Origin of the sequence: Telluria mixta (assembly GCF_029223865.1) — a bacterium.
Classification (GTDB): Bacteria; Pseudomonadota; Gammaproteobacteria; order Burkholderiales; family Burkholderiaceae_D; genus Telluria; species Telluria mixta.
Genome location: NZ_CP119520.1, coordinates 3,648,700 through 3,675,341, shown reverse-complemented (window position 1 = coordinate 3,675,341; position 26,642 = coordinate 3,648,700). Strand labels below are relative to the sequence as shown.

Annotated in this window: 24 protein-coding genes and 1 pseudogene; 8 read left to right on the top strand and 17 right to left on the bottom strand. The window is 67.3% G+C overall.

The window, feature by feature from the left end:
• Positions 1–16 precede the first annotated feature (16 nt).
• The 4 genes from P0M04_RS16365 (at position 17) to P0M04_RS16355 (ending at position 3,922) form a co-directional block, all read left to right on the top strand.
• On the top strand, positions 17–331 hold the full coding sequence (locus tag P0M04_RS16365) for a copper resistance CopC family protein (protein WP_281042443.1): 315 nt from the start codon (positions 17–19) through the stop codon (positions 329–331).
• Complete coding sequence (locus P0M04_RS32880; protein WP_371877891.1) at positions 328–381, top strand: hypothetical protein; 54 nt, start codon at positions 328–330, stop codon at positions 379–381. The genes P0M04_RS16365 and P0M04_RS32880 overlap by 4 nt, the downstream gene beginning before the upstream one ends.
• Entirely contained in the window at positions 381–1,313 is a 933-nt protein-coding gene (locus P0M04_RS16360; protein ID WP_259451516.1) for a CopD family protein, read from the top strand. The genes P0M04_RS32880 and P0M04_RS16360 overlap by 1 nt, the downstream gene beginning before the upstream one ends.
• Before the next feature lie 170 nt (positions 1,314–1,483).
• Positions 1,484–3,922 (top strand): TonB-dependent receptor plug domain-containing protein, encoded by a 2,439-nt coding sequence (locus P0M04_RS16355; protein WP_259451517.1) that lies wholly within the window; start codon positions 1,484–1,486, stop codon positions 3,920–3,922.
• A gap of 50 nt (positions 3,923–3,972) precedes the next feature.
• Here the strand turns inward: P0M04_RS16355 and P0M04_RS16350 are convergent, their stop codons facing one another.
• The 17 genes from P0M04_RS16350 to P0M04_RS16270 form a co-directional block, all read right to left on the bottom strand.
• Positions 3,973–4,656, bottom strand: coding sequence for a hypothetical protein (locus tag P0M04_RS16350; RefSeq protein WP_259451518.1), 684 nt, complete (start codon positions 4,654–4,656; stop codon positions 3,973–3,975).
• Positions 4,657–4,790: 134 nt separating this feature from the next.
• Positions 4,791–5,717 (bottom strand): 2-hydroxyacid dehydrogenase, encoded by a 927-nt coding sequence (locus P0M04_RS16345; protein ID WP_259451519.1) that lies wholly within the window; start codon positions 5,715–5,717, stop codon positions 4,791–4,793.
• A gap of 5 nt (positions 5,718–5,722) precedes the next feature.
• Positions 5,723–6,466, bottom strand: coding sequence for a cupin domain-containing protein (locus tag P0M04_RS16340; RefSeq protein WP_259451520.1), 744 nt, complete (start codon positions 6,464–6,466; stop codon positions 5,723–5,725).
• A gap of 144 nt (positions 6,467–6,610) precedes the next feature.
• Positions 6,611–8,203, bottom strand: coding sequence for an ABC transporter substrate-binding protein (locus P0M04_RS16335; RefSeq protein ID WP_259451521.1), 1,593 nt, complete (start codon positions 8,201–8,203; stop codon positions 6,611–6,613).
• Positions 8,204–8,338: 135 nt separating this feature from the next.
• The gene (locus tag P0M04_RS16330; protein ID WP_259451522.1) at positions 8,339–8,842 is read right to left on the bottom strand and encodes an Lrp/AsnC family transcriptional regulator; all 504 of its coding nucleotides are present in this window, start codon (positions 8,840–8,842) and stop codon (positions 8,339–8,341) included.
• 16 nt (positions 8,843–8,858) lie between these two features.
• Complete coding sequence (locus P0M04_RS16325; protein WP_259451523.1) at positions 8,859–10,199, bottom strand: aspartate aminotransferase family protein; 1,341 nt, start codon at positions 10,197–10,199, stop codon at positions 8,859–8,861.
• A complete protein-coding gene (locus P0M04_RS16320; RefSeq protein ID WP_259451524.1) occupies positions 10,196–11,260 on the bottom strand; it encodes a phosphotransferase in 1,065 nt (354 codons plus the stop codon). The genes P0M04_RS16325 and P0M04_RS16320 overlap by 4 nt, the downstream gene beginning before the upstream one ends.
• Entirely contained in the window at positions 11,260–11,949 is a 690-nt protein-coding gene (locus tag P0M04_RS16315) for a haloacid dehalogenase type II (protein ID WP_259451525.1), read from the bottom strand. The genes P0M04_RS16320 and P0M04_RS16315 overlap by 1 nt, the downstream gene beginning before the upstream one ends.
• A 235-nt stretch (positions 11,950–12,184) precedes the next feature.
• On the bottom strand, positions 12,185–13,321 hold the full coding sequence (locus P0M04_RS16310) for an NAD(P)/FAD-dependent oxidoreductase (protein WP_259451526.1): 1,137 nt from the start codon (positions 13,319–13,321) through the stop codon (positions 12,185–12,187).
• Positions 13,318–14,694 (bottom strand): FAD/NAD(P)-dependent oxidoreductase, encoded by a 1,377-nt coding sequence (locus P0M04_RS16305; RefSeq protein WP_259451527.1) that lies wholly within the window; start codon positions 14,692–14,694, stop codon positions 13,318–13,320. Before P0M04_RS16305 ends, P0M04_RS16310 begins: the two co-directional genes overlap by 4 nt.
• A complete protein-coding gene (locus P0M04_RS16300) occupies positions 14,676–14,984 on the bottom strand; it encodes a (2Fe-2S)-binding protein (protein WP_259451528.1) in 309 nt (102 codons plus the stop codon). The genes P0M04_RS16305 and P0M04_RS16300 overlap by 19 nt, the downstream gene beginning before the upstream one ends.
• Complete coding sequence (locus tag P0M04_RS16295) at positions 14,981–16,825, bottom strand: ABC transporter ATP-binding protein (protein WP_259451529.1); 1,845 nt, start codon at positions 16,823–16,825, stop codon at positions 14,981–14,983. The genes P0M04_RS16300 and P0M04_RS16295 overlap by 4 nt, the downstream gene beginning before the upstream one ends.
• 1 nt (position 16,826) lies before the next feature.
• On the bottom strand, positions 16,827–17,687 hold the full coding sequence (locus P0M04_RS16290) for an ABC transporter permease (protein WP_371877368.1): 861 nt from the start codon (positions 17,685–17,687) through the stop codon (positions 16,827–16,829).
• Entirely contained in the window at positions 17,684–18,637 is a 954-nt protein-coding gene (locus P0M04_RS16285) for an ABC transporter permease (RefSeq protein WP_259451716.1), read from the bottom strand. The genes P0M04_RS16290 and P0M04_RS16285 overlap by 4 nt, the downstream gene beginning before the upstream one ends.
• A 19-nt stretch (positions 18,638–18,656) precedes the next feature.
• Positions 18,657–19,934, bottom strand: a complete 1,278-nt coding sequence (locus P0M04_RS16280) for an NAD(P)/FAD-dependent oxidoreductase (protein ID WP_259451530.1) — start codon at positions 19,932–19,934, stop codon at positions 18,657–18,659.
• A gap of 25 nt (positions 19,935–19,959) precedes the next feature.
• Positions 19,960–20,631, bottom strand: a complete 672-nt coding sequence (locus P0M04_RS16275) for a haloacid dehalogenase type II (RefSeq protein WP_259451531.1) — start codon at positions 20,629–20,631, stop codon at positions 19,960–19,962.
• A 185-nt stretch (positions 20,632–20,816) separates the two neighbouring features.
• Entirely contained in the window at positions 20,817–22,292 is a 1,476-nt protein-coding gene (locus P0M04_RS16270) for an aldehyde dehydrogenase family protein (protein ID WP_259451532.1), read from the bottom strand.
• A gap of 241 nt (positions 22,293–22,533) precedes the next feature.
• On the opposite strand from P0M04_RS16270, the gene P0M04_RS16265 reads away from it, so the two are divergent.
• From P0M04_RS16265 to P0M04_RS16250, 4 genes and pseudogenes are all read left to right on the top strand, one after another.
• Positions 22,534–23,397 (top strand): GNAT family N-acetyltransferase, encoded by an 864-nt coding sequence (locus tag P0M04_RS16265; protein ID WP_259451533.1) that lies wholly within the window; start codon positions 22,534–22,536, stop codon positions 23,395–23,397.
• Positions 23,398–23,504: 107 nt separating this feature from the next.
• Complete coding sequence (locus P0M04_RS16260; RefSeq protein ID WP_259451534.1) at positions 23,505–24,365, top strand: GNAT family N-acetyltransferase; 861 nt, start codon at positions 23,505–23,507, stop codon at positions 24,363–24,365.
• Between the two features lie 137 nt (positions 24,366–24,502).
• Positions 24,503–25,887, top strand: a pseudogene (locus tag P0M04_RS16255) (aspartate aminotransferase family protein).
• 98 nt (positions 25,888–25,985) lie between these two features.
• Positions 25,986–26,483, top strand: coding sequence for an Lrp/AsnC family transcriptional regulator (locus P0M04_RS16250; RefSeq protein WP_259451536.1), 498 nt, complete (start codon positions 25,986–25,988; stop codon positions 26,481–26,483).
• Positions 26,484–26,642 lie beyond the last annotated feature (159 nt).

Below are 26,642 nucleotides of genomic sequence, written 5' to 3'. Positions count from 1 at the left end.
CATCCGAGGAACCAACATGTCCATCCAACGCCTTCTCGCCGTCGCCGCCTTCGCCCTCGCCAGCGTCGTGACCTCGTCCGCTTTCGCGCACGCGAAACTGCAATCGTCCGATCCGCAAGCCGGCAGCGCGCTCGCCGTCGCACCGAAGCAGGTCCGCCTCAAGTTCAACGAAGCCCTCGAGCCCGCGTTCAGCAAGATCACGCTGGCGGGGGCCGACAACAAGGAGATCCCGGTCACCGCGGTCGCCGTCGACAAGGACGATCCGTCGGTCATGACGGCCCAGCTGCCGGCGCTGCCCCCGGCGCGTATCGCATCCTGTGGTCGGCGATGACCCACGACAGCCACAAGATGAAGGGAGAAGTCCCGTTCACGGTCAAGTGATGGCACTCGACCTGCAGGCCGCGCTGCGGCTGGTGACGGCGCTCCTGAACCTGGCGGTGGCCGTGCTGACCGGAGCGAGCGTGTCGCGCCTGTGGCTCGGCCGCGACGCGTCCCGCTGGGCCGGGGCGCGCCGCCAGCCCGTGCGCCTGGCCGCGCTGGCCGCCGCGCTCGTCGCGCTGGCGGCCGACGTCGCCTGGCTGTGGCTCGAGTCGGCGGCGATGGCCGAGGTGCCGGTCGCCGCGGCGGCGGGCGCCACGTGGTCGATGCTGGTCTCTTCGCACCTCGGACTCGCGTGCGGCATCGGGATGGCCGCCCTGGTCGTCGCGGGCGCCGGCGCCGGCATGCGCGGCGGCGGCCCGGCGCCGGCGCTGCTGACCCTGGCCGCCCTCGCCGTGTTCTGGTACGCGCGCGGCATGGTCAGCCATGCGTCGAGCGACGGCGACGCCAGCGTACGCCTGCTGGCGGACTGGGCGCACCTGGGCCTCGTCAGCCTGTGGGTCGGCGAAGTCATGGTGGCCGGCGCCATCACGCTGAAAGCGTCCGCGCAGATGGACGGGAGCGACCGGCGCGCCCGGGCGGCGTACGTCGCGTCGCTGTCCAGTTCGGCGACTTTCGCACTGACCGGCATCTTCGTCACCGGCCTGTATGCGGTGTGGCGCGGCGCCGACGGGTGGGCGAACCTGCTCGGCAACCCCTGGGGCAACACCCTGGCGGTCAAGGTGCTGCTGGTGGGCGTCGCCGCGGCGCTGGGCGGATTCAACCGCTTCGTCGTGATGCCGCCATGGCTCGCGCGCGAGTCCGCCGGCGACGCGGCGGCGGCGTTCCCGGCGCGCTTCAGGCGTATCGTCCGGATCGAGGCCGTCGTCCTGCTGGCGGTCGTCGCGCTGGCCGCCTGGCTGGCGTCGACGTCGCCCCCGGGCGAATCGATGTGAGCCGGCCGGGCCGGCGGCATTTGTGCTGTCGGATCCGGCCCAAACAGTGTTTTGTCGCGTTTGGCATGGCCAATTAGACGTCTTTACATGGGATGCCCGTGATGTAATTTCATGGACCGCATGCCGTCCTGCGCGTCGCGACAACAACATGACATTACCTCGAGGATCCCATGCCCAAGACGCATCGCGCACCAGCGCGCCACCACCCGTTACCCCTTCCGCGCGCCATTCACGTCGCCGTCGCCACCTTGCTGGCTGCGCCATCCGCGGCCGTCCTTGCACAAAGCGCGGTGACGGCCGACGGCGCCGCCGCGCCGGCGGAAACCGTGATCGTGACCGGAACGCGGAGCATCGGCACCAAAATGCGCGACAGCGCCGCGCCGGTGGCGGTGCTGACCGCCGACGCGCTGCGCGAAACGGGCGCGTCGAACCTGTTCGACGCGATGACCACGCTGATGCCGTCGTATAACTCGCAGTCGGTCGGCGGCGACATCGGCAACATGATCCGCTCGGTGCAGCTGCGCGGTCTCGGCCCGAACCACGTGCTGGTACTGGTCAACGGCAAGCGCCGCCACAACACGGCCAGCATCGCGGCCGACGCCGGTCCCAACCAGTATTCCTCGCCCGCCGACCTCGACCTGATTCCCGTCTCGGCGGTCGACCACATCGAAGTCCTGCAGGACGGCGCCGCCGCGCAATACGGCTCGGATGCGATCGCCGGCGTCATCAACATCATCCTCAAATCCTCGCCGAACGCGGGCGAAGTCAGCCTGACGGTCGGCAGCTACGGCGACAGCAAGGTCAACCCGCACCACGACCACAACGGCCTGACACGCGACCTGCTGATCGACAAGGGCTTCGCGTTCGCACCCGGCGGCTTTGCCCACCTGTCGGCACAACTGCGCGACCACGACTTCACCAACCAGACCGGCGCCGACCTGGTGACCACCAACGGTTTCGGCACGCCCCTGGTGCCGCGTTCGCCGTCGTCGGACCCGTTCCCCAGCAAGGTCAGCGGCGATTCGAAGAGCCAGGTCGGCGGCGCGGCGGTGAACGCCGGCTACCGCCTGGCGGGCGGCGCCGACGTCTACGGGAATGCCACCTATGCCCACCGCAACGCCTGGAGCTACCAGAACTGGCGCACGCCGACCAAGGCGCCGACCTTCTACCCCAATGGCTTCGAACCGGTCGAAACGGCGCGGGAAGACGACTACGGGGTCAGCGTCGGCATCAAGGGTACATCCGGCGACGGCTGGCATTGGGACCTGAGCACCACCTATGGCCGCGACGACATCGCGATCGGCGTCGAGGACACCGTCAACCGGCCGCTGCTGAGCAAGACGGGCAGTTCGCCGACCCGCTTCTACGACGGCCAGTACACGTTCTCGCAGTGGACCAGCAACGCCGACTTCAGCAAGTCGTTCGACATCGGCTGGCGGGCCCCGCTGACCCTGGCGTTCGGCCTGGAAGCGCGCCACGAATCCTACAGCCTGGGCGCCGGCGACGAGGCGTCGCGCTACGACTTCGGCCCCGACGGTTTTCCCGGCTACGCGCTGGCCGACGCGGGCACGCACACGCGCCGCAACTTCGCCGGCTATGTCGACATCGGCGTGCGCCCGCTGCCGCAGTGGCAGGTCAACGTGGCAGGCCGCCAGGAGCACTACAGCGACTTCGGCAACACCTTCAATGCGAAGCTGACCACCCGTTACGACTTCTCGCCCGCCTTCGCCTTGCGCGGCACGGTGAGCAACGGTTTCCGGGCGCCGACGCTGCAGGAAGAATTCTATTCCGCCACCAACGTGGGCCCGACCTACGCCGACGTGGTCCTGCCGGCCAATTCGCCCTCCGCCGCGTTCGCCGGGGCCAGGCCGCTCGCGCCCGAAAAATCGAACAACCTGAGTCTCGGCCTGGTGGCGACCGTCGCGCCGCGCCTCAACGTCACGCTCGACGCGTACCGGATCGAGGTCCGGCATCGCATCGTCGGCTCCGGCACGATCAGCGGCGCCGGCGCCGATGCGGCAATCGTCGCCCATGGCAGCGTGCTCGACCCCAGCATCACCGACGCCACCGTCAGCTACCTGACCAATGGCGTCGACACCCGCACCCATGGCCTGGACGCGACCGCCGACTACCCGATGGACCTCGGCGACTACGGCAAGGTGAAGTGGACCGCCGGCCTGAACCTGAACCATAACCGCGTGACCGGCACCAACCTGGCACACGGCGTGAGTCCGGCGGCGATTTCGCCCGTCATCGATGCGACGCCGAAAAGCAAGCTGATCTTGGGCGGCAAATACTTCTACGAGGACTGGAACGTCAATCTGCGCGCGACCCGCTACGGCGACACGCAGCTGACGGTGGCCGATCCGGACACCGACGGCGCGCCGTTCCATACCAACCGCATCAAGCCGACCACGATCGTCGACCTGGAGGCAGGCTATGACTTCACCGGCAAACTGAGCCTGAGCGCCGGCGTGAAGAACCTGTTCAACCACTTCCCCGAGCGTGCGATCTCGCAGGGCTACACGCATGCCTACGTGCTGCCGAGCTTCTCGCCCTTCGGCATCAACGGCGCGTACTACTACGTCAAGCTGGCGTATTCGCTGTAAGCGATGAGCCGGCCGCGTCAGCCACATGCTGACGCGGCCGGCGATGTCTGTCACAGCAACAGCTGGATGCCGAACATGAATGCGACCTGGCGCTTGTCGTCGCGCGCCGGGCCGATGTCGCGGCCAACGCTGCCCTGCAGGATGAGGTGTTCGGCCACTCGCCATTTGAACCCGACGCTCGCCAGCGTCTGGCTGCCCTCCCGCGCGACCCGCGTGTGGTCGACTTCGACGCGGCACTCGACCGTCGCCATGCACTGGCGCGTCAGCCTGACGCCGGCGAACCACTCGTCCGCCCCCGCCTGTACCAGGTTGCGGCCGGCCTCGACGAACAAGGCGTTGTCGCCGCGGTGGACCCCGAGCACCAGCGGCAGCAGCAGGCTGTGGCCTGGATCGCTCAAACCGCGTTCGACCGCGCTGGCCGACGGATTCCAGCTATAGGCAGGAAACATGGCGAGGGCGACGCCAGCCGGCTCCAGGTCGACGAAGCGCCATTTGAGCCCGACCGTCGCCGACCCCAGACCCGACCGTGTATCCGTTCCAGGCTGGCGCAGCATCAGATGCGGGATCGCCAGCACGAGCTGGGTCCGCTCGCTCAGTCCGTAATTGACGTCCACGGCGGGCACCGCATATTCGCGGCTGCCGGCCGTGCGCTCGCCGCTGGCAACGATGTTGATCTCCCAGTTGCGTGCGCCGGGCGTATCGGTGTCCTCGGTCGCCTGCGCAGTGGGCAGCAACCCCGCCAGCAACAGGGCGGCGAACCCTGCCTTGACCGGCCACCGCACCGGCAACGACGCCATCGGCAAGAGCCCATGGCCGCCTGTCCCCTTCGTGCGAATCCACTGCGTTTGCATTGCCTGTCCTTCGACAATCAGTAACCGGTCACCCGGTCGACCAGACCGATCATCGGCAAGCCTTGCCGGTGGCGGCGGATATTCCCGATAACCGCTTCGACCGCGGTTTCCGGCTGGGTCATGCTGGCGATGTGCGGCGTCAAGGTCACCCGCGGATGGGTCCAGAACGGATGGCCCGGCGGCAGGGGTTCCGGTTCGCACACATCGAGGATGGCGCTGCCCAGTTGCCCTTCCTCCAGCGCCTGCAGCAAGTCCTCCTGGACCAGGTGGCCGCCGCGGCCGACATTGATCAGGGTGGCGCCGCGCGGCAACTGGTCGAACAGCGGCCTGCAGAGGATGCCGCGTGTGCTGTCCGTCAAGGGCAACAGACAGATCAGGATGTCCGTGCGCTTCAGGAATGCCTGCAATTGCTCCGGGCCGGCATGGCATGCCACGCCCTCGATGTGTTGCGGCGAACGGCTCCAGCCCGCGCAGGAAAAGCCGAAGCCGGACAGGCGCTCCAGCACGGCGCGCCCCAGCATGCCGAGGCCGAGCACGCCGACGCGGCGCGACGCGGCAGGGTGCACGCGATGGGGCTGCCAGTTCCCGTTGCGCTGCTGCTCCAGGTAGGTGCGCCAGTCGCGATGGATGGACAGCGCGGCCAGGCTCACGTACTCGACCATCCCGGCGATGATGCCGGACTCCACCATACGCACCACCGGCAGCGCCGCGGGAATGGCGGAGAGATCGACGTGATCGGTGCCCGCCCCCGTTGAAAACAGGATTTCCAGGTTGGGAAATCGGGCCGCGATGTCGTCCGGCGGCTGCCACGCCGCCAGGTAGCGCACGTCGCGCGGGTCGCCAATGTCGGGCCAGATGCGAAACGGCAGTTCCGGCATCTGGCGGGCAAACAGTTCGGCCCAGACGGCGCCGCGCACCGGGTCGGCTTTGTAGACGAAGCTCATGGCGCTCACACCGGCCGATAAATTACATACACCTTCGCCACCTGGTCGCGGCTCTCCCAGCTGCACGTTGCGCCCTGCTCGACGAGGAAGATGTCGCCTGCCGAGAACGTGCCCTCGCGGCCCGTCCCGTCGACGAACGTCACGCTGCCCTGCAGCAGGTACATCAGTTCGAAATGGCGGTACAGCATCGCGCGGCGGTGGTACGGTGTCGAATCCCAGGTACCGCACATGAACTCGCCGTCGGCGGAGCGGTAGTCGGTGTAGTTGCGGCACGCCGGCGTCGGCGTCAGCAGCAGTTCGGCCAGCGGCGCGCCGGATGGTTCGAGTTGCGGGTCCTGCTTGATCGGCACGATGGCGCGCTGGCCGGGCTGGCTGCCGTTGTAGCGCACGAAGATCAACGATGCCGGACGGTCGGCGGACCAGGAGAACGCCGCGCCCTGCTGGATCACCGCACTCTGGCCGGCTTCGAGTGTCAGGATGGTGTCCGGGTACGACAGGGTCAGGCGTCCCTCGTCGACGATGATGAATTCGTCGGCCGGCATGGACGGCACCGCGCCGCCGCCGGCCCCGAGGGTGATGACGCCCGCGGTCACCGGCCCCGGTACCCGGTCCAGGCAGCGGCGGCCGGCAAGAAAACGGTCTGCGCCGGGCACCGCCGCCATGGCATTGCCCTGGTTCGGGTCGCGCGCAAACTGGCGCAGGTCGACGAAGGATGGCGGCGTGGCCGCGGCGGGAAGAGAGGTCGGCATGGTCTGGGCTTTCGATGGTCGTGGCGTGATTGACTCATGCAGTAGACCATGGAAGGCATGCTCGACAAGGCCGTTTTCGCACCCCCGCTCCATAGAATCATTGGTATTCGGGGGCGTGCGCGGCATAATCGGCCGCGGTCAGCTCTAGCTCTCCAGCCACACCTGGTCGGCAAAGGCGTACCCCATCAGGCCGCCTAGCGGGTGCGATGCATAGCCTTGCAGCTTGTTGGTGAAGCCGTCCAGCGAGTGGTTGAAGATCGGGATGCCGACGCCGCACTGGTCGCGCACCAGCACTTGCATGTCCGCATACATCTGCTTGCGCTTGCCCTCGTCGGTCTCGCCACGCGCGAGTTCCAGCAGCTGGTCGAACTGCGCGTTCTTCCAGCCCGAGACGTTCGTCGGCGCCGTCGATTTGAAGAACATCGTGAACAGCAGGTCGACCGTGGGACGCGGATTGATGTTGCCGAACGTTATAGGATGCTTGGCCCAGTGGTTCGACCAATAGCCGTCGGGCGGCATGCGCTTGATCTCCAGATGCATGCCGATCTTTTGCCCGGTCAGCTGCAAGACCTGCGCCGTATCGACCGAACCGGTCGCGGGCGTGGATGCGACGATCGGCAGCTTTCTGCCGGCCATACCCGACTTGCGCAAGTGATACCTTGCCTTGTCCAGGTCCAGCGCACGCTGCGGCAGGCCCTCGAAATAATATTTGCTGGTGCGCTGGACCGGCTGGTCGTTGCCGATGTCCGCATAGCCCCGCATCGCCACCTTGCGGATGAGTTCCCGGTCCATCATGTATTTCATCGCCAGCACGAAGTCCGGATTCTTCACCGGACCCAGGTAGTCACGCAGGATGAGATCGGTGTAATTGCCCGTATTTGATTCGAACAGGGTGTAGCCGTCCGCCCCCTTCACGGCCCGCGCCGAGCGCGGATTGACGCCATTGATCAGGTCGACGTCACCCGACAGCAGCGCGTTCACGCGCGCCGCTTCGTCGGGAATCGCGAAGTATTCGATCTCGTCGAGGTAGGGCTTGCCCGGTTTCCAGTAGGTCTTGTTGGCGACGCCGACCGAACGTATGCCCGGACGAAACTCTTTGCATCGATACGGGCCCGTCCCGTTGGCGGTGGTGAAATCCCGCGTGCCGTCCCGGACGATGAGGAAATTCGAGGTGCCCAACAAGAGCGGCAGGTCGATATTGGGCGTGTTCAGCACGATCGTCACTTCGTTCGGACCCGCCGCCTTGACGTCAGCAAATCCGTCCGCGATGGCCTTGGCCTTGGACGCGGTGGCCGGGTCCTTCTGGCGCAGCAACGAGTACACCACGTCGGCCGCGGTCAAGGCCTGGCCATCGTGGAAGACCACATCCTTGCGCAGCTTGACCGACCACGTCACCGCATCCGTGGTATCCATCGACTCGGCCAGTTCCATCCGGGGATTCAGGCCGGCGTCGATCGCGGTCAGGCCGTTGTAGAACATGAAATGACGCACGAAGTCGGCGATGGTGCCGCCCTTGGCGGGATCCAGCGTATCGGAGGTCGAACTGGCGGCTGCGGCCACGCGGAGACGCCCGCCCTTCTTCGGCGTCTGCGCCAGCGCGGCGCCGGCGTGCGTCAGCAGGGCGCCCGCGGTGCCGGTCATCATGCCTCCAGCTACCAGGCTGCGCAGGACGTCGCGGCGCGAAAAACCGCACCGGAGGTCGGCGGACGGCGGAAGGATGATGTCGGAATCGCGCATGGAGGTGTCCTTGAGGTTCTGGTGAATGGCCTACCGGCGAGCCATTGCAATATTGTAAGTTCGTTCAAGAAGTATTTTCTGCGGTCGGGCTCCGGACCCGTAGCAGATGCTTGCATACTTCGGCAGAGAATCAGCTCATTCCCAACTGTTCTTCGCGCCGAGGATGACTCTCAGCGGCACCTCGCGCCGGGCGAGCGGCTCACGCAAGACGATACGGCTGGAGAATTTTGCGATGCCGAGTTCGTCGTCCAGCAGGCGCTCCATCAGCGCCTGAAAATGCGCCACGCCGGGCGCGACGATTTTCAGCAGGTAATCGTAGCCGCCGCAGATGTTGTAGCATTCGACGATTTCCCCATACCTGGCGGCGCCCGCTTCGAATTTGCGCAAGTCCTGCGAGCGATGGCTGGCGAGCGTCACTTCGCAAAACACGATGACATGGGCACCCAGCTTGTCCAGCGCGACCTCGGCGCCGTAGCCCTGGATCACACCGGTTTCCTGCAATTGCCTGGTCCTGGCCAGGCATGGGCTTTCGCTGAGTCCGACACGCCTGGCGAGATCGACGTTCGAACAGCGCCCCTCGCGCTGCAGGTGCTCGATGATCTTGACGTCGAACTGGTCTAGGGAAGCCGGGTTGTCCATGATTCGATTCCGATGATTACGCTTGCGCCGTCGTCAACGCGTCATCCAGCGCGGCGATGACCATGCCCGCCTGTTCAGCCGTCAGGACCAGCGGGGGGCGGATCTTGAGCACATTATGACCCATCGCGCAGGCGCTGAGCAGGACGCCCTGGTCGCGCATGCGGTTGACGACGCGGGTCGTGAGCTCGCGGTCCGGCGTGCGCGCCGCGCGGTCGGAGACCAGTTCGACCCCGACGAACATGCCCACGCCGCGCACGTCGCCGATGGCTGCATGGCGGCCGGCCAGCTCGGCGATCCCCTCGCGCAGGATCTTGCCGACCTCGGCGGCATGCCGCACCAGCCCCTCTTTCTCGATCGTGTCCAGCACGGCCAGTGCGGCCGCGCACGAGACGGTATTCCCGGCGAAGGTGTTGAAGTAGCGCGAATTCTTGCCGAACTGCGCCACCGCATCGGTGGTGGCCATCAAGCCCGCGATCGGCTGCCCGTTGCCCATCGGCTTGCCCACCGTGACGATGTCCGGCAGCACGCCGTAGCGCTGGAAGCCCCACATGTGCTCGCCGGTACGGCCGAAGCCCGGCTGCACTTCGTCGGCGATGAACAGGCCCCCGGCGCGCTGGATCGCCTCGACCGCGCCCTTCAGCAAGTCCGCCGGTCCGGGCAGGATGCCGTCGCTGGTGAATACGGAATCCACGATGAGGGCCGCCGGCTTGATGCCGTGGCGCCGCAGGTCGTGGATCGCCGCCTCGACGTCGCGGGTAAAACGGTCGGCGACGTCGGCGTCGCGCGCATGGTACTGGCGCGGCGCCGGCACCATGCGAACGTGCGCGCCCAGGTCGACCGACACGCCCAGCGACGGCGAGAATTTCGCGACGGCGTCGGTGAAGCCGTGGTACGCGGTCTCGGTCACGATCACGCCGGTCCCACCGGTGCGGACCTGGGCGATACGGTAGGCCAGATCATTGGCCTCGCTGCCGGAACAGGTGAGCATCAGATGCGCCAGCCCGGTGTCCGGCACCGTCGCGAGCAGGCGTTCGGCCAGCTCCAGGATCGTGTCGTGCAGGTAGCGGGTATTGGTTGCGAGCGTGCCGGCCTGGCGGCAGATCGCCTCGACCACGGCCGGATGGCAATGCCCGAGCGAGGCGACGTTGTTGTAGACGTCGAGGTAACGGCGGCCGTCCGGATCGATCAGCCATGCGCCTTCGCCCCGCACGATGTGCAGGGGATGCTCGTACATCAGGCGGTAGGCCGGCCCGAGCAACGCATCGCGCCGCGCGATCATGGCGGCGGTGGCGGGTCCCACGTCGACGCGGCCCGGGATGTACGCGTTGACCATGTTGAGGTCGATGGTGCTGTTCATTGGTTTCCTTTGCGTTGAATGTCGGCCAGCAAGCGGTCGCGCGCCTCGTTGCGCGAGATGTCGGCGAATTGCGACAAGGCTTCCCACGCCGCGGGGTTGTGGCGCATGATGTAGGCGCGGTTTTCCGGGTAGCGCACGGCGCGCCATTCCGAGATGAGTGCAGTGACGAGGTGGCGCGTCACCATCAGGTCGGCCACGATCTCCTGCTCGACCGGCGTCAGCGGCAACACCGCGTGGTATGCGCCGACGAACTGCGCCGGCCCTTCGAACGGGTCGGCATTGCCGGTCATGTGGAATGCCGCGGCGGTCGCCACTTCGCCGACCAGCGGCGCGTGCAGCATGTCGCCGAAGTCGATCACGCCGGCGATCCGTTCATGGTCGTCAGGGGCGACCAGGACGTTGTAGAGGTGGAAGTCGTTGTGAATGACCTGAGCCCTGACCTTCGCCAGGCGCGGCAGGACGTGCTCGACGAAGCGCTGCATGAAGGCTTCGGCGAGCGCGCGGCGCGGCGGATCGGCGATGCCTTCGAGCTTCGCACTCAGGCGGTGCGCCGCTGACACGTTCCACAACAGGTCGTGCGTCGCGCCGGGATGGGTGAAATCGCGCAGCGCGAGATCCAGCGCCGCCAGCGTCGCGCCCATGGCGCGGCGTTGCGACGCGGTGCGCGGCGTCTCGCGGATCTGGACGCCATCGAGATAGGTGAGCATGCGTACGAACGCGCTCCCCCCGCCGGCCAGTGTGGCCACGCCGCGGGTGTCGCCTTCGAGCGTGCGCACCACGCGCGGCACCGGCAGGCCCGGCGCCACGCGGGCGATATGCTCGAGCGCGGCGATCTGGAAATCGACCACGGACACGGGCTCGGACAGATTGCTGATCTTGAGCACGTAACGAGCGCCATCCACCGTCTCGATGGTGCAGTTCTGGTCGCGCTCCCCGCCCAGCGGCGTGGCCGTGCCATGGATGCCGTACAGGCGGCCGGCCAGGTCTGCCGCCTCGCTCATGGCAAGGCTGGGCGCGGCGGTACTCAACGCGGCCGCCGCCATGGCTCCGTTGTCGTTCATCATCCGGCCCGCTGCGCCGGGAGCGCCACGCCGACCATCTCGGCGAGCTGGCGGAAGTCGGCCAGGCGCTGCACGCCATAGCCTTCGCACCATGACTCGTGGCCGCGGTCGATGAACGCCTGGCCCTTGAAGCCGAGGTCGAACGCCGTCATGTGGTCGTAGCGGAAGCTCGACGACACGTGCACCATCTGCTCCGGGCCGCAGCCGAGCCGGTCGAACATGTATTCGAACGCCTGGGCGCGCGGCTTGTACGCGTCCGCTTCTTCCGCGGTATAGACGGCGTGGAACGGCGCCTTGAGGTGGGCCACGCTGTGCGGGATCAGGTCGACCATCGAATTCGACAGGATCACCAGCGGAATCTGCTGCGCGATCGCCTGCAGCGTCTCGACGACGTGCGGATGCGGCTGCCAGGTCTTGACCGCGTCGTAGATCGCGGTCGCATCGGACGGGCGGTATTCGACGCCGTGCGCATGGCAGGTGCGCTGGATCGAATTGGCGACCACGTCGAAGAACGGCTTGAACGCACCCAGCACTTCATCGAGACGATAAAACCTGAAACTGTGCAGGAAGGCCGGCATCCGGTCGGCCGGCACGCGGTCTTCGAACAGCCGCCTCGCGGTCGGGCCCATTTCGAAATTGATGAGCGTGCCATAGCAGTCGAAGCTGATGAATTTGGGTTTGAACGACATGGTTCTTGATCTCCTCGGGTGACGGGACAGTGACGGGGCAACAGCCTATGATCGTACGGATTTCCGGGGCGTCGATATGCTGTTTTGCAAGGAGACCGCAGCAGATTCTTTGGAATTGAGTGGGGCCCGGCATATCGCCTGCGCCGCCACGCGACGTGGCCGGACAGCGCCGCAAAAAAAAGCGGCGCGGTCCATGAAAGACCGCGCCGCCATGCGGACGATTGCCGGTACGCGCTTACGCGAGAACCTTCTCGAAGCGCCGGATATCGAAGTAGTCGATCGGCGTGCTGGTAGCACCGGTGGCGATCAGTTCCGCCATCACGTCGCCCACGCCCGGCCCGAGCTGGAAACCTTCGCCGGAAAAACCGAACGCGTAGTACAGGCCGGGCACGCGTGCGCTCGGCCCCATCACACCCCGGCTGTCGTCCATATAACCTTCGATGCCGGCCCAGACGCGGATGATGCTCAGGTGCCTGAACGCGGGGACCACGCGCGGCGCCTGCGCGAGCTTCATCAGCGTGCGCATCGGATTCACGTAGGCGCGCCGGTTCACCATGTCCACCGGTTCATGGCCGCCGCCGCCGATCACGATGTTGCCGCGCGCGACCTGGCGGAAGTAGACCCCCGGCGCCGGCGTGTCCGAGATCGCGCCGGTGGTCGGTCCGATGGCGTAGGGCACCGGTTCCGTCACGGCCATCTGCGGCGCCTTGACGATCATCGGCACCGGCTCGCCGAAACCGGCGCTGATGCGGTCGCCCCAGGCGCCGGCCGTGATCAGCGCCACGGGCGCGCGGAACACGCGGCCGTCGGCCGCGCTCACGCGAAACTCGCCGCCATCCTTCTCGACGTGCAGGACCTCGGTATTTTCCAGCACCTGCGCGCCAGCGCGCGCGGCCGCGCGCCCGATGGCCGGCGCCGCCAGCCGCGGGTTGGCATGGCCATCGTTGGGCGCCAGGCAACCGGCGACGACGTCCGGTCCCAGATAGGGAAAGCGCTCGTGCAGCGCTTTCGCGCTCATCATCTGCATCCCGATGCCATAGTCGCGGGCATCCTGCGCATAGCGCTGCATGCGCTCCTCGTGCTCCGCAAGGAAACCGACACGCAAGTGGCCGTTCAACAGCAGCTCGGCATCCTCGCCGAACAGCTGGGGGAATTTCAGCCAGATCTCGCGCGAGCGGTTGGACAGGGGCAGTTCGCCGAGCGCGCGGCCCATGCGGCGCGTGTTGCCGAAGTTGACGCCGCTGGCCTGCTGGCCTATCAGCCCGCGTTCGAGCAGGATGACCGAGCGGCCGCGCTGGCGCAGGAAGAATGCGGCGGAGGCACCCATGATCCCGCCGCCGACAATCACGACATCGGCCGAGTGCTGGCTCATACGGTCTCCTTCTGGATCGCGATCGGAAGCGGCTTGACGGGCGCCTGGCCGCGCAGGCGCCCGACCACTTCCACCGGCACGCCGGCGGCGGCGGCAATCACTTCCGCACCCGCGTGGCCGCAATATCGTCCCTGGCAACGTCCCATGCCGACGCGGCTGAACGCCTTGGCGCGGTTGGCTTCGCGCGCGCCCATCTCGCACACCACGCGGCGCAGTTCGCCGGCCGTGATCGCTTCGCAACGGCAGACGATGGCGTCGTCCGGCAACTGCGCCGCCTGCTCCACCGGCCACGGAAATGCCTGCGCCAGTCCCTGGCGGAAGCGTTCCATGCGGGCCTGTTCGGCACGCAAGCGCCGCAGCGCGTCGTCCTGCACCGCCAGCCCGAAATCCTTCAGTACCGCCATCGCGGCCAGCTTGCCACCGATCTCGGCCGCGTCGGCACCCAGCACGCGCATGCCGTCGCCGGCGAGGTAGACGCCCGCCACCGACGTGCGACCGTCTTCCCTCACTTCGGGCAGCCATTGGTGCGTTTCCTGGTCGAAGCGGAATGCGCAGCGCGCCAGGTCGGCCAGCTGCGTTTCCGGGCGCAGGTGGTAGCCCATGGCGACCGCATCGCATGCCAGCGTGCGGGTCCGACCCTGCGCATCCTTGTACGTCACGCCGTGCACGCCCGTGTCGGGCGAACCTTCGATTTCCACCGGCGTAATCCCGGTCAGCACCGGCACGCCCGCCCGCTTGAGACCGGCCATCAGGACGAAGCCGTTGCGCAGCAGGCGTGGGCGCGCCAGCAATTTCGGCAGCGCCGCGACGCGCCGCATCAGCGGCGAGGTATCGAGCACCGCGGCCACCGTGGCCCCGGCTTTCACATATTGGGAGGCCACGAGGTACAGCAGCGGTCCCGTACCCATGAACACGATCCGGCTGCCGATCGCGCAGGCCTGCGCCTTCAGGGCGATCTGCGAGGCCCCCAGGCTGTAGGTGCCGGCGTAATGCCAGCCCTTGACCGGCATGAGGCGGTCGGTGGCGCCGGAACAGATCACCAGCGCGTCGTAGGGAAGACTGCGCGTGTGCCCGTCGTGCGCCACGTGCACCTCGCCTTCGAAAATATTCCAGGCCAGGGTCTCCGGCAGATAATCGATGCGGCCGCGCAGCGCATCGAAGCTCTCGTGCAGCGCCTGCGCGCGCCCGGCCTCGGTGCCATACAGCTTGGCGTACGGGCGCGTAAAATTGTCCGGCTGGCGGCGGTAGATCTGGCCGCCGTCGCGGCGGTTTTCATCGATCACCGTCGGGCGCAGGCCGGCGGCCACCAGGGTTTCGGCGCAGCGCACCCCGGCGGGGCCGGCGCCGATCACGATTACGCGAGGTTGGGCCATGTCGCCTCCGGTTGTGTCGTTACGATATGCATTCCCTCTTCCACCACGGTAGTGCAGGCGCGCAGGCGCGCGCCGTCGGCAGTCCACACCCAGCAATCCTGGCAGGCGCCCATCAGGCAAAAGCCGGCGCGCTTGCCGTCGCCGAATTCCGACTCGCGCAACTGGCCGACGTTGCCGAGTACCGCCACCAGCAGCGTGTCGCCCTCGAGGGCGTCGGCCGGACGCCCGTCGATCTTGATCCGTACCTGCCTCCGGTTCGTTTCGCCCAGGCGGACAAATCGTTGACTCATGCGACTTCCCCTTCGATCACGCCCAGCGGCGTTTGCAATGCGCGCAGCGTGGCCGCGCCGTGGTGGCACAGGATGCTGCCGCCGTCGTCGAGCTCGCGGCGCGGCGGCGGCAGGCGGTTGCACACGCCCTCCATCCGCAGCGCGCAGCGGTCGATGAAGGCGCACATGTCCGGCACCGGGCTGGCCGCAAGCAGCGGCGGCAACGCCGCCGGCGTGCGCCCTTCCACGTCCTCCAGCCAGCCGCGCCGCAGCACCGGCACCGACGAGATCAGCAGGTGCGAATACGGGTGGAACGGCGGCGCCGCCAGCGCCTCGCGCCTGCGCGACTCGACCTTGCGCCCCGCATACAGCACCACGATCTCGTCGCAGATGGACCGCACCGTGTTGATGTCGTGGCTGATGAACATGTACGAGACGTTCAGTTCCCTGCGCAGTTCGGCCATCAGTTCCAGGATCGCCGCGCCCACCACGGTGTCGAGCGCCGACGTGACTTCGTCGCACAGGATCAGGTCCGGCTGCGCCGCCAGCGCGCGCGCCAGGTTGATGCGCTGCTTCTGGCCCCCCGACAGTTCGCCCGGCAGGCGCCCGGCCACGGCCGCCGGCAGCTTCACCAGGTCGAGCAATTGCAGCACGCGCCGGCGCCGCGCATCGCCAGTCATGCCGTGGTAGAACTCGAGCGGGCGGCCCAGGATGCGCTCGATCGAATGGCGCGGGTTGAGCGCGGTGTCGGCGTTCTGGAACACGAACTGGATGCGCCGGCACTGTTCGCGCGTGCGCCCTTCCAGCGTCGGCGCCAGCGCGTCCCCGTCCAGCAGGATCTGGCCCTGCGATGGCGCCACCATGCCGGCCAGCGCGCGCGCCAGCGTGGTCTTGCCGCAACCGGATTCGCCGATGACGCCGATGGTGGCGCCGCGCGGGATCGCCAGGTCGATGTCCTCCAGCACGCGCTTGACCGGCGCCCCGCCCTTGCCCGTGCCGTAGCGCGCCGCCAGGCCGCGCACTTCCAGCAGCGGCCGCGCCTGCGGCGCCTTGACCTGCACGGCGGCCTGTCGCGCCGCCGGCGCGATCGCCGCCAGCAGGCTGCGCGTGTAGGGGTGCGCGGGCGCGGACAGGATCTGCGCCGTCGCGCCGTTTTCCTGGATCTCGCCGTGGCGCAGCACCACGATGCGGTCCGCCATCTGCGCCACCACCGCCAGGTCGTGCGAGACGTACACCGCCGTGCTGCCGCGCTCCTGCACGACCTTCTTGAAGGCGCGCAGCACCTCGATCTGCGTGGTCACGTCCAGCGCCGTGGTCGGCTCGTCCAGGATCACCAGTTCGGGATCGGTGATCAGCGCCATCGCCGCCATCAGGCGTTGCAGCTGGCCGCCCGACACCTGGTGCGGGTAGCGCTGCCCGATGTTCTCCGGGTCGGGCAAGGCCAGCTCGCGGAACAGTTCGACCGCCTTGGCCTCGGCCGCCGCGCGCGGCATCAGGCGGTGGATCAGCGCGCTCTCGATCACCTGGTCCATGATGCGCCTGGACGGGTTGAACGACGCCGCGGCGCTTTGCGCGATATAGGCCACGGTGCGCCCGCGCAGCGCGGCCAGCTGGCGCTCGCCGAGCGCGAGCATCTCGTGCCCGGCCACGCTGACCGTACCGCCGGCCAGGCGGCAGCCGCCACGCGCATAGCCCATCAGCGCCAGCGCGATGGTGCTCTTGCCCGAGCCGGATTCGCCGATCAGCGCCAGCACCTCGCCCTTGTTGATCGAAAACGCGGCGTCGTGGACGATCGTGACTTCCTCATCCAGGTCGTTGCGCGCCGTGACCCGCAGGCCGGATACCTTGACCAGTTCGTTCATGTCACGCTCCACGGCGCTTGCGGCCGGCAAACCCGTCGATGGCCATGTTCACGCCGATGGTCAGGGTGGCGATCGCGATGGCCGGCACGATCACGGCCGGCGACCCTTCGCTCAGGCCGATGATGTTTTCCCGCACCAGCGAACCCCAGTCGGCGTCCGGCGGCTGCACGCCCAGGCCCAGGAAGCTCAGGCCGCTCAGCAGCAGGACGATGAACAGGAAGCGCAGGCCGAAGTCGGCCAGCACCGGGCGCAGCATGTTGGGCAGCATCTCGTGGAACGTGATGTAGGCCAGGCCCTCGCCGCGCGCGCGGGCGGCCTGCACGTATTCCATGGCCTGCACGTTCACGGCCAGCGAGCGCGCGATGCGAAACGATCCGGGCAGGTAGCCGATGCCGATCGTCAGGACCAGCACCGGCACCGACGAGCCGAACGCGGCGACCATGATCAGCGCCAGCAGCTTGGTCGGGATGCTGAGCTGGATGTCGACGATGCGGCTGACGACGCTGTCGAACCAGCCGCCGCGCGCCGCGGCGAACAGGGCCAGCGCGGTGCCGCCGATGCAGGCCACCAGCACCGCCGCCAGCGCCACGCCGACGGTGTAGGGCGCGCCCTGCAGGATCCGCGACAGCATGTCACGTCCGAGGAAGTCGGCCCCCAGGGGATATTGCGCACTGATGGGCGCGAACACCGCGTCGCCGTTCATGTTGCCGGCGTCATCCGGTGCAAGCCAGGGGCCGAGCACGGCCATCAGCAGCCAGAACCCCACCACGGTGGCGCCGGCCATGCCGGCGATGGAGAGGCGCCGGCGCGGCTTGCGCCTGGCCTCGGCGGGAACGATGGAAGGCGGTACGGAAGTCGTCATTTGCGCAGTCTCGGATTGGACAGGATGGCGGCCAGGTCGGCCGCGGTGAGCAACACCAGGTAACCGGCGCAAAACAGCATGGCGCAGGCTTGCACGACCGGCATGTCGCGCACGGTCACGGAGTCGACCATGAGGCTGGCGATGCCCGGGTAGTTGAAAATCGATTCGACGATGATGACCCCGCCGATCAGGTACGACAGGGACAGCGCCACCGCGTTGGCGATCGGTCCCACGGCGTTCGGCAAGGCATGGGTCAGCACCATGCGCACCGGCCGCACGCCCTTCAGGCGCGCCATCTCGATATAGGACGACGTCAGCTGGTCGATCACGGCGGCGCGGGTCATGCGCGCCATCTGCGCCACGATCACGCAGCACAGGGTCAGCACCGGCATGGCGTACACGCGGATGAACTGGCCCAGGGTCGCGATGTCGTCCGGGCGCGACAGGGCGGCCAGCCAGTGCAGCTTGACGGCGAAGACAAGCACCGCCACCGTGGCGATCAGGAATTCCGGCACCGAGACCACCCACACGGTGGCCATGTTCACCACACGGTCGTACAACGAACCGCGGAACATGGCGCTGGTCACGCCGACGATCAGCGCCAGCGGCACCGAGACTGCCGTCGTGGCCGCCGCCAGCATCAGCGAATTGGGCAGCCGCGCGCCGATCAGTTGGGCCACCGGCAGGCCGTTGGCCAGCGCATGGCCGGGGTCGCCCAGCAGCATGCCGCCCAGCCAGCGGGCATAGCGCACGTAGCCGGGCTGGTCCAGGCCGAACCTGGCACGCAGCGCCGCCAGCAGTTCCGGCGTCGACTCCTGCCCCAGCATGGCCTGGGCCGCGTCGCCCGGCAGCAAACTGGTGATGGCGAACACCACCACCGACACCGCAAGCAGCGTCAGCAGCCCGACGCCGATCCGGTTCGCGATCAGGCGCATCGCATCGCTTTTCAGGATCATGACCATTCTCTCCTCAATGCCGCCAGTCCTGGAACCGGTAGTAGGCGCCGACGAACGGCAGGAACCACGGCGAGCCGAAGTGGCCGGTGATGGCCGGCCATTCCAGCGTGCGCCACGGATTACGCTCGGGCTTGCCGGCCATGACATCGGCCATCACCTGCCCCATGTGGACCGACATCTGCACGCCATGGCCACTGTAGCCGGTGGCGAAATACATGCCCTGATGCTCGCCTGCGCGCGGCAGGCGGTCCGCCGTCATGTCGACGAGGCCACCCCAGCAATAGTCGATGCCGATCCCTGCCAGTTGGGGGAACATGTCCTCCATGGCGGCACGCAGGACCGCGCCGCTCTTCGCGTCGGACCGGGGATTGGACATGGCGAAGCGCGCGCGCCCGCCGAACACCAGGCGGTTATCCGGCGACAGGCGGAAGTAATTGCCGATGATCCTCGAGGTGACGTAGTTGCGGCGATGCGGCAGCAGGCGCCGGATCGTCTCCGCCGGCAGCGGCTCGGTGGCGATGATGAAGCTGCCGACGGAAATCATCCGGCGGCGGAAATGGGAGAACGGACCGGTTCGGGAATTCCCCGTCGCCAGCAGCACTTGCCCGGCTTCGATCACGCCGCGCGCACTGGTGACGCGGAACCCGCCGTCGGGCAGGCGTTCGAGGCGCGTGACGGGCGCCTGCTCGAACACGCGCGCGCCCGCGCGCACGGCGGCCTGCGCCAGGCCGACGCCGAACTTCCCCATGTGCATCTGCGCACTGTTCGCCTGCAGCATCCCGCCGTAAAACTTGTCCGACCCGATTTCCGAGCCGATGTGCGCCGGCTCCACCATGCGCACGTCCGCCTCGCCCTCGCGTCGCAGCAGCTCGCAGGCGCGCGCCAGCTTGTCGTAATGCTCGGGCTTGGCGGCGAGTTTCAGTTTGCCGACGACGGCAAAATCGCAGTCGATGCCTTCGTCGCGGACGATGCCCGCCACCGTATGGAAGGCCGCGCAATACGCGCGGTGGAAGTCGCGCGCCTTGTCCACGCCCAGGCGCGCCGCCAGCGCGCCGAAATCGTGCGCGAGGCCGCTGCTGCAATGGCCGCCGTTGCGGCCGGAGGCTTCCCCGATCACGCGCCCGGCTTCCAGCACCGTTACCGACGCGCCGCGGCGGGCCAGCGCCAGTGCGGCGGACAAGCCGGTAAAGCCGCCGCCGACCACCACCACGTCGGCACGTCCGGCAACGGCCCCCTGGTCGCCCGCGCCGAAGACGGGGGCGGTATCGAGCCAATAGGATTCAAGCTTCATCGCAGCGTCCCGTGATGGTCATCGTTTACAGCCCGACCAAACCCGGCAGGCCGCTCAGGTCCTTGATTTCGTGGTAGTCGTAACCGGGCGTGCCCGGTTCGTGGCCGCGGTTGACGAAGACCTTGTTCTTGATGCCCATGTCATGCGCGGACATCAGGTCGTAGCGCGGGCTCGACGACACGTGCAGGATGTCGTCCGGGCTGCAGCCCAACTGGTCGAGCATGTATTCGAACGCCTGCAGGCGCGGCTTGTAGGCGCCGGCCTGCTGCGCCGTGTAGACGCGGTGGAACGGGGCGCCCAGTTTTTCGATGCTGTGCGGAAGCTGCTCGTCCATCGCGTTCGACAGGATCACCAGCTTGTATTCCGTAGCCAGCCTGGCCAGCGCGCCTGGTACATCCGCGTGCGGGTTCCAGGTCGGCACAGCGTCGTAGAACGTCATGCCTTCGTTGTCGCGGTATTCGATCCCCCAGTGCTTGCAGGTGCGCTGCACGGCGTTGCACAGGATCTCGTCATACGGCTTCCAGTCACCCATGACTTCGTCCAGGCGATACGCGGAAAAATCCCGGGTGAACTGCTGCATCTGTTCGGGCCCGATGCGGTCGGCGAAGAGTTCGCGCGCCACGTCCGACATGCGGAAATTGATCAGCGTGCCGTAGCAGTCGAACGAAATGTATTTGGGCCGCAGGTGCGTAGTCATGTTGATGGTTCCTTTAGTCGATGTTCAATCCGGGTCCGAAAGCACGTCCGAGAACGCTGCCGGCTGACTACGATTTAATCATTGCGGACGTCGGTGAATCTCTTGTATTGGCGCGCTCAAAACACAGAATGCATGGTATTTCCCGACCACGGCAGCATATATTGCCGCGCCAATATCGGCCCCCTTCAGGCCGCGAAATCCACCAGCACGCTCTTGAAATGCAGGTTCGCTTCGTAGGCCTGGCGCCCCAGGTCCTTGCCGATGCCGGAGCGCTTGTAGCCACCGGTGGGAATGACGTAGTCGGCGCTGCGCCCATAGCGGTTGATCCACACCGTCCCCGCTTCGATGCCGCGCGCCAGTCGCATGGCGCGGCCGATATCGGCCGTATGGATGCCGGCGGCCAGGCCGTAGTCCGGGTGGTCGGCCAGGGCCAGGGCCTGGTCCTCGTCGTCGAACACCTGCACGGTGATGACCGGGCCGAAGATCTCGTTCTGCACCGCGTCCATCGCGCTGTCGACCCGGGTCAGGATCGTGGGCTGGTAATAGGCACCATCGCCGCCGACCTGGATGGCGCGGCCGCCCGCCACGATCTCGGCGCCGGCCGCCACGCCACGTTGCACGATGCCGTCGATGCGCTGCATTTCGCGCAGGTTGATGATCGGGCTCAGGGATGCGCCGGCATCCCAGGTCGGCCCGGCCTGGAGTTCGGCGAACACGGCGGCGAGGCGCTCGATGAAGCGTTCGGCGACGGCGCGCTGCACGATCAGGCGCGAACCGGCCACGCACACCTGGCCGGCATTCAGCGTGATCGCGCGCGCCACGGTGCGCACGGTCTTTTCCAGGTCGGGCGCATCGGCGAACACGATTTGCGGACTCTTGCCACCCAGTTCCAGCGTCACCGGCTTGGTGCCGCTCTCCGCGCATGCCGCCATGATGGCCGCGCCGGTGCGGGTCGAACCCGTGAAGGTCATCTTGGCCACCTGCGGATGGCGGCACAGGGCGTCGCCCGTGGTGCGGCCGTCGCCCTGCACGATATTGAAAATCCCCGCCGGCACGCCGGCGGCAACCGCCAGTTCCGCCAGGCGCAGGACGCTGAACGGCGTGAGCTCGGACGGTTTCAATACCACCGCGTTACCGGCAGCCAGCGCCGGCGCCACCTTCCAGGATGCCATCACCAGCGGCAGGTTCCAGGGCGCGATGGCGCCGACCACGCCATAGGGCTCGGCGATCGTCATGCCGAGGTTGTCGCTACGGGTCGCTGCGACATCGCCGCCGATCTTGTCGGCCCACTCGGCGAAGAAGCGGATGCCGTCGGCGGTGAAGGGCACATCCCAGGATGCCGCATCCTTGACGGGACGGGTCGAACCGACGGCTTCCAGGCGCGCCAGCGTTTGCACATCGGCCTCGATCAGGTCGGCCCAGCGGCGCAGGATGCGCGCCCGTTCGCGCGGTGCGCAACGGCTCCAGTCGCTGGTCTTGAACGCCCGCGACGCGTCCTGCACGGCCTGGTCGACGAGATCCGCTCCGGCGACCGGCAGCGCGGCATAGATCCGGCCATCGGAAGGCCGCTGCACCGGCAACTCGCCGGCCCCCTCCACCAAGCGTCCATGGATAAAATGCGCCATGCGCACGTCAACCTCATTCGGGTCGAAGCCTTCCATTCACTGCCCCTTTCTCTCGTGCGAACAGGGCCGCCCGGCCGATGCGGGCAACCCACCTGTATGCGAAGATTATAGGGTGCCCCCCGAAGCATTTTGTGCGGTTGAGGACCGACGAGCCAGCACAAAGCACGCTTTCGCCGCCGCCCATGGCCGAATGTTTGGATTTGCATTCCCCCGTCGCCAGCGCCATCCGGGTGTGGCAATATGGCCGTCACTGAAGAGCCAAGCGGGAGCAAATCGCATGAAAAATCGCACGACCGATAGCGCCGTCCAGTATCGCCGCATGACCGCCGACGACCTGCCGGCAGCGCATAAACTGTCGCTGTCGGTGCTGTGGCCGCACCGGCTCGAAGACTGGAAGTTCGTCCACGGCCTGGGCGAAGGCATCGTCGCGGAAGACGAGACCGGCGTGATCGGCACGGTGATGTGCTGGCTGTACGGCCAGGACTACGCGTCGGTGGGCATGGTGATCGTCGCCCCCGAGCGCCAGAAGGCCGGCATCGGCCGCGCACTGATGGCGCGCATCATGCGCGAAACGGGCGAGCGCAATGTCCTGCTCCATGCCACCGCCGAACACCATGCGTTTTGCGAGAGCCTCGGCTTCGTGCGGATCGGCTGCGTCCACCAGCACCAGGGCAGCGTGTTCCGCACGCCGTTCGTGCTGCTGGGTGAAGGGGAGCGGATCCGCCCCATCGGCCCGCGCGACGAACCCGCGCTGGCCGCCCTGTCCCGGCGCGCGCTCGGCAGGTCGAGCACCGTCTCGCTCAAGCACCTGATGGGCGTCGCGAGCCTGGTCGCCATCGACCGCTATGGGGAGTTGATCGGCTACGCCGCGCTGCGCAAGTTCGGGCTCGGCCATGTGATCGGCCCGGTGGTCGCACCGGACGCCGAACGCGCCAAGGCGCTGATCGCGCACTGGGCCGGTTCGCGTGCCGGTTCGTTCATGCGCCTCGATGTTCCCGACGCCAGCGGCCTGAGTCCCTGGCTGACGGACATGGGTCTGGTGCAAGTGGACGCAACCGTACCGGTGCTCGTGCGCGGCGAGGCGCCCCGCCCCGACCCATCCATGACGCGCTTCGCACTGCTCAGCCAGTCGCTGGGCTGACGCGACAAGCGATGGCGGGTTGTGCCCGCCGCGGATTCAGACATTGCCGGCCGTGGGCAGCAACGCGCCTGCCCGCCGACGGCGCCTTCATCCACGAGGAAACCGACATGCTTACCCAGACCAACAGTACCGCCGTCGCCTATCGCCGCATGAACGAAGACGATATCTCCGCCGCTCACGCGCTGTCGCAGGCCGTGCGCTGGCCACATCGCACCGAAGACTGGCAGTTCGTGCTGCGCGTGGGCACGGGTTATGTCGCCGAGCAGGAGGGCACCGTGATCGGCACCGGACTGTGCTGGAAACAGGGCGACGGCCATGCGTCGCTCGGCATGATCATCGTGTCGCCGGACCACCAGGGCAAGGGCATCGGCCGCGAACTGATGCGGCTCGTGCTGGAAGAACTCGGCGATCGCTGCGTCCTGCTCAACGCCACCGCCGCTGGCCAGCCGCTGTACGAACGCATGGGATTCGCGGCGATCGGCACGCTGTACCAGCACCAGGGTATATTGGCGGCGATTCCTTCGGTCGCTCTGGACGGCGGCGCGCGCGTGCGTCCGGCCGCGCCGGAAGACCTGCCGGCAATCATCGCCCTGGCCGACCGCGCCACGGGCATGGCGCGCGATACGCTCGTGCGCGAATTGGCCGCCATGGGCGAGGTGGCGGTGCTGGAGCGCAACGGTGCCCCGGTCGGGTTTGCCATCTTGCGGCAGTTCGGACGCGGCCGCGTGATCGGCCCGCTTGTGGCACCCGACACGGACAGTGCCAAGGCGCTGATCGCGCAGTGGTCGGGGGCGTATGCGGGCACCTTCGTCCGCATCGACATCGACGGTGCCGGCGGCCTCGGCCCGTGGCTGGAACAGGCTGGCCTGGCCCGGGTCGACACCGCGGTGATCATGGCGCGCAACGGCGTACCGCGCCGCGATGGCAGCGTGACGCAATTCGCGATCATCAACCAGGCCTTGTGCTAGGCCGGAAACAGAAAATGCCGAATCCGCACTCAAAACGCAATTTCCGTTGATTTGGCGCCCTCTTTCTGCAAGCTATCGCTGCGGGGGTCTGGCTACCATAAGCGGGCGACATTCGCTCCCCCTACCCGGACCCCAACATGCACAACAACGAACTTACCGAGCTCACTTCGCTGGACCGCGCCCACCTCATCCATCCGGTCGTGGATTACCGCAGCCATGAGCGGCGCGGCGCCACGATTCTCGCGTCCGGCCATGGCGCCTACCTGACCGATGCCCAGGGCAACGAACTGCTGGACGCGTTTTCCGGCCTGTGGTGCGTCAACGTCGGCTACGGCCAGGAAAGCATCGTGCGCGCAGCGACCGAGCAGATGCGCCAGCTCCCGTACGCGACCAGCTATTTCCACTTCGCGTCCGAGCCCGCGATCCGCCTGGCCGCGCGCCTGGTGGAGCTGGCGCCTGCATCGCTGCGCCACGTGTACTTCACGCTGGGCGGTTCGGACGCGGTCGACGCGGCAATCCGCTTCATCACGCATTACTACAATTCGACCGGCCGCCCGCACAAGAAGCACTTCATCTCGCTCGAGCGCGGCTACCATGGCTCGTCGTCGCAGGGTTCCGGCCTGACCGCCATCGCGGCCTTCCACCAGAACTTCGACGTGCCGCTGCCGCACCAGCACAAGATCCCGTCGCCCTACCCCTACCGCAACGAGGCCGGGCAGGATCCGCAAGCCATCATCGGCGCGTCGGTGGCAGCGCTGCGCGCGAAGGTCGATGCGCTGGGCGCGGACAACGTCGCCGCGTTCTTCTGCGAGCCCGTGCAAGGCTCGGGCGGCGTGATCGTGCCCCGAAAGGCTGGCTCAAGGCCATGCGCGAAGCCTGCCGCGAACTGGACATCCTGTTCGTCGTGGACGAGGTCATCACGGGCTTCGGCCGCACCGGTCCGCTGTTTGCGTGCGAAGCCGAAGACGTGCAGCCGGACCTGATGACGGTCGCCAAGGGCCTGACGGCGGGCTATGCGCCGATGGGCGCCGTGCTGATGTCGGACGCGGTGTATTGCGCCATCGCCGACGGATCGCCGGGCATGCCGGTCGGACATGGCCACACCTATTCCGCGCACCCGGTCAGCGCCGCGGTCGGCCTGGAAGTACTGCGTCTGTACGAGGAAGGCGGCCTGCTTGCCAACGGTGTTGCGCAAACGCCGCATTTCGAGGCGGGCTTGCGCGAGATGCTGTCCCATCCGCTGGTGGGCGAGGCGCGCAACCGCGGCTTGCTGGGGGCTCTGGAACTGGTCGCGGACAAGGCCGCCAAGACGCGCTTCGACCCGGCGCTCAGGCTCAGCGAACGGATCTCCGCCGCGGCCTACCGCAACGGCGTCATATTCCGCGCTTTCGGCGACAACATCCTGGGCTTCGCACCTGCGCTGTGCTACACGGCCAGCGAGTTCGAACTGCTGTTTGCGCGCCTGAAGCAGACGCTGGACGAGGTGCTGGACGAGCCGGATGTACGCCGAGCCGTCAAATAAGCCCGGCGTCCTCGGCAGAACTACTTATTTACTGTCAGCACCGCGCCTGTTAGCATGCTTATCAACTATTGCAAGACGATCAGGAGCGGCGAAGCACGATGTTACCGGAAGCGTTAAAACTCGACCGTATCGACATCCGTATCCTCGGCCACCTGCAGGCCAATGGCCGGATCACGAACGTCGACCTCGCCGATGCGGTCGGCCTTTCGCCCAGCCCTTGCCTGATTCGTGTCAAGCGGCTGGAAAAGGCCGGCTACATCACCGGCTACGGGGCCATGATCCAGCTGGAAAAGCTCGGCACCTTGCAGGTCGTGTTCACCCAGGTGACGCTGTCGGACCACCGGCGCGAGGATTTCGTGAAGTTCGAGTCCGCCATCCGCATGATCGACGAAGTGGTCGAATGCCACCTGGTCAGCGGCGGCTTCGACTACCTGCTCAAATTCGTCACGCGCAGCGTCGGGCATTACCAGACGATCATGGAAGACGTGCTGGAGCGCAGCGTCAACATCGAAAAATACTTCAGCTACATCGTCATCAAGTCGCCCTTCGTCAAGACCCACTATCCGATCGAGAAGCTGTTCTCGCCCCACGAGTAGGCCGGTCGCCACACCGGAGAGCCGCCGCCCTGGCGGTTCCTCCTTCGCTTTTTCCTTCCCTCCTGCGCGCGCCGCATAACATGCCAAAGCCGCGCAAAAAAACATTGTTTGTGCCGGTTTCGCCCCACGCTACGGATACTTCGATCCCGGGACCGACGC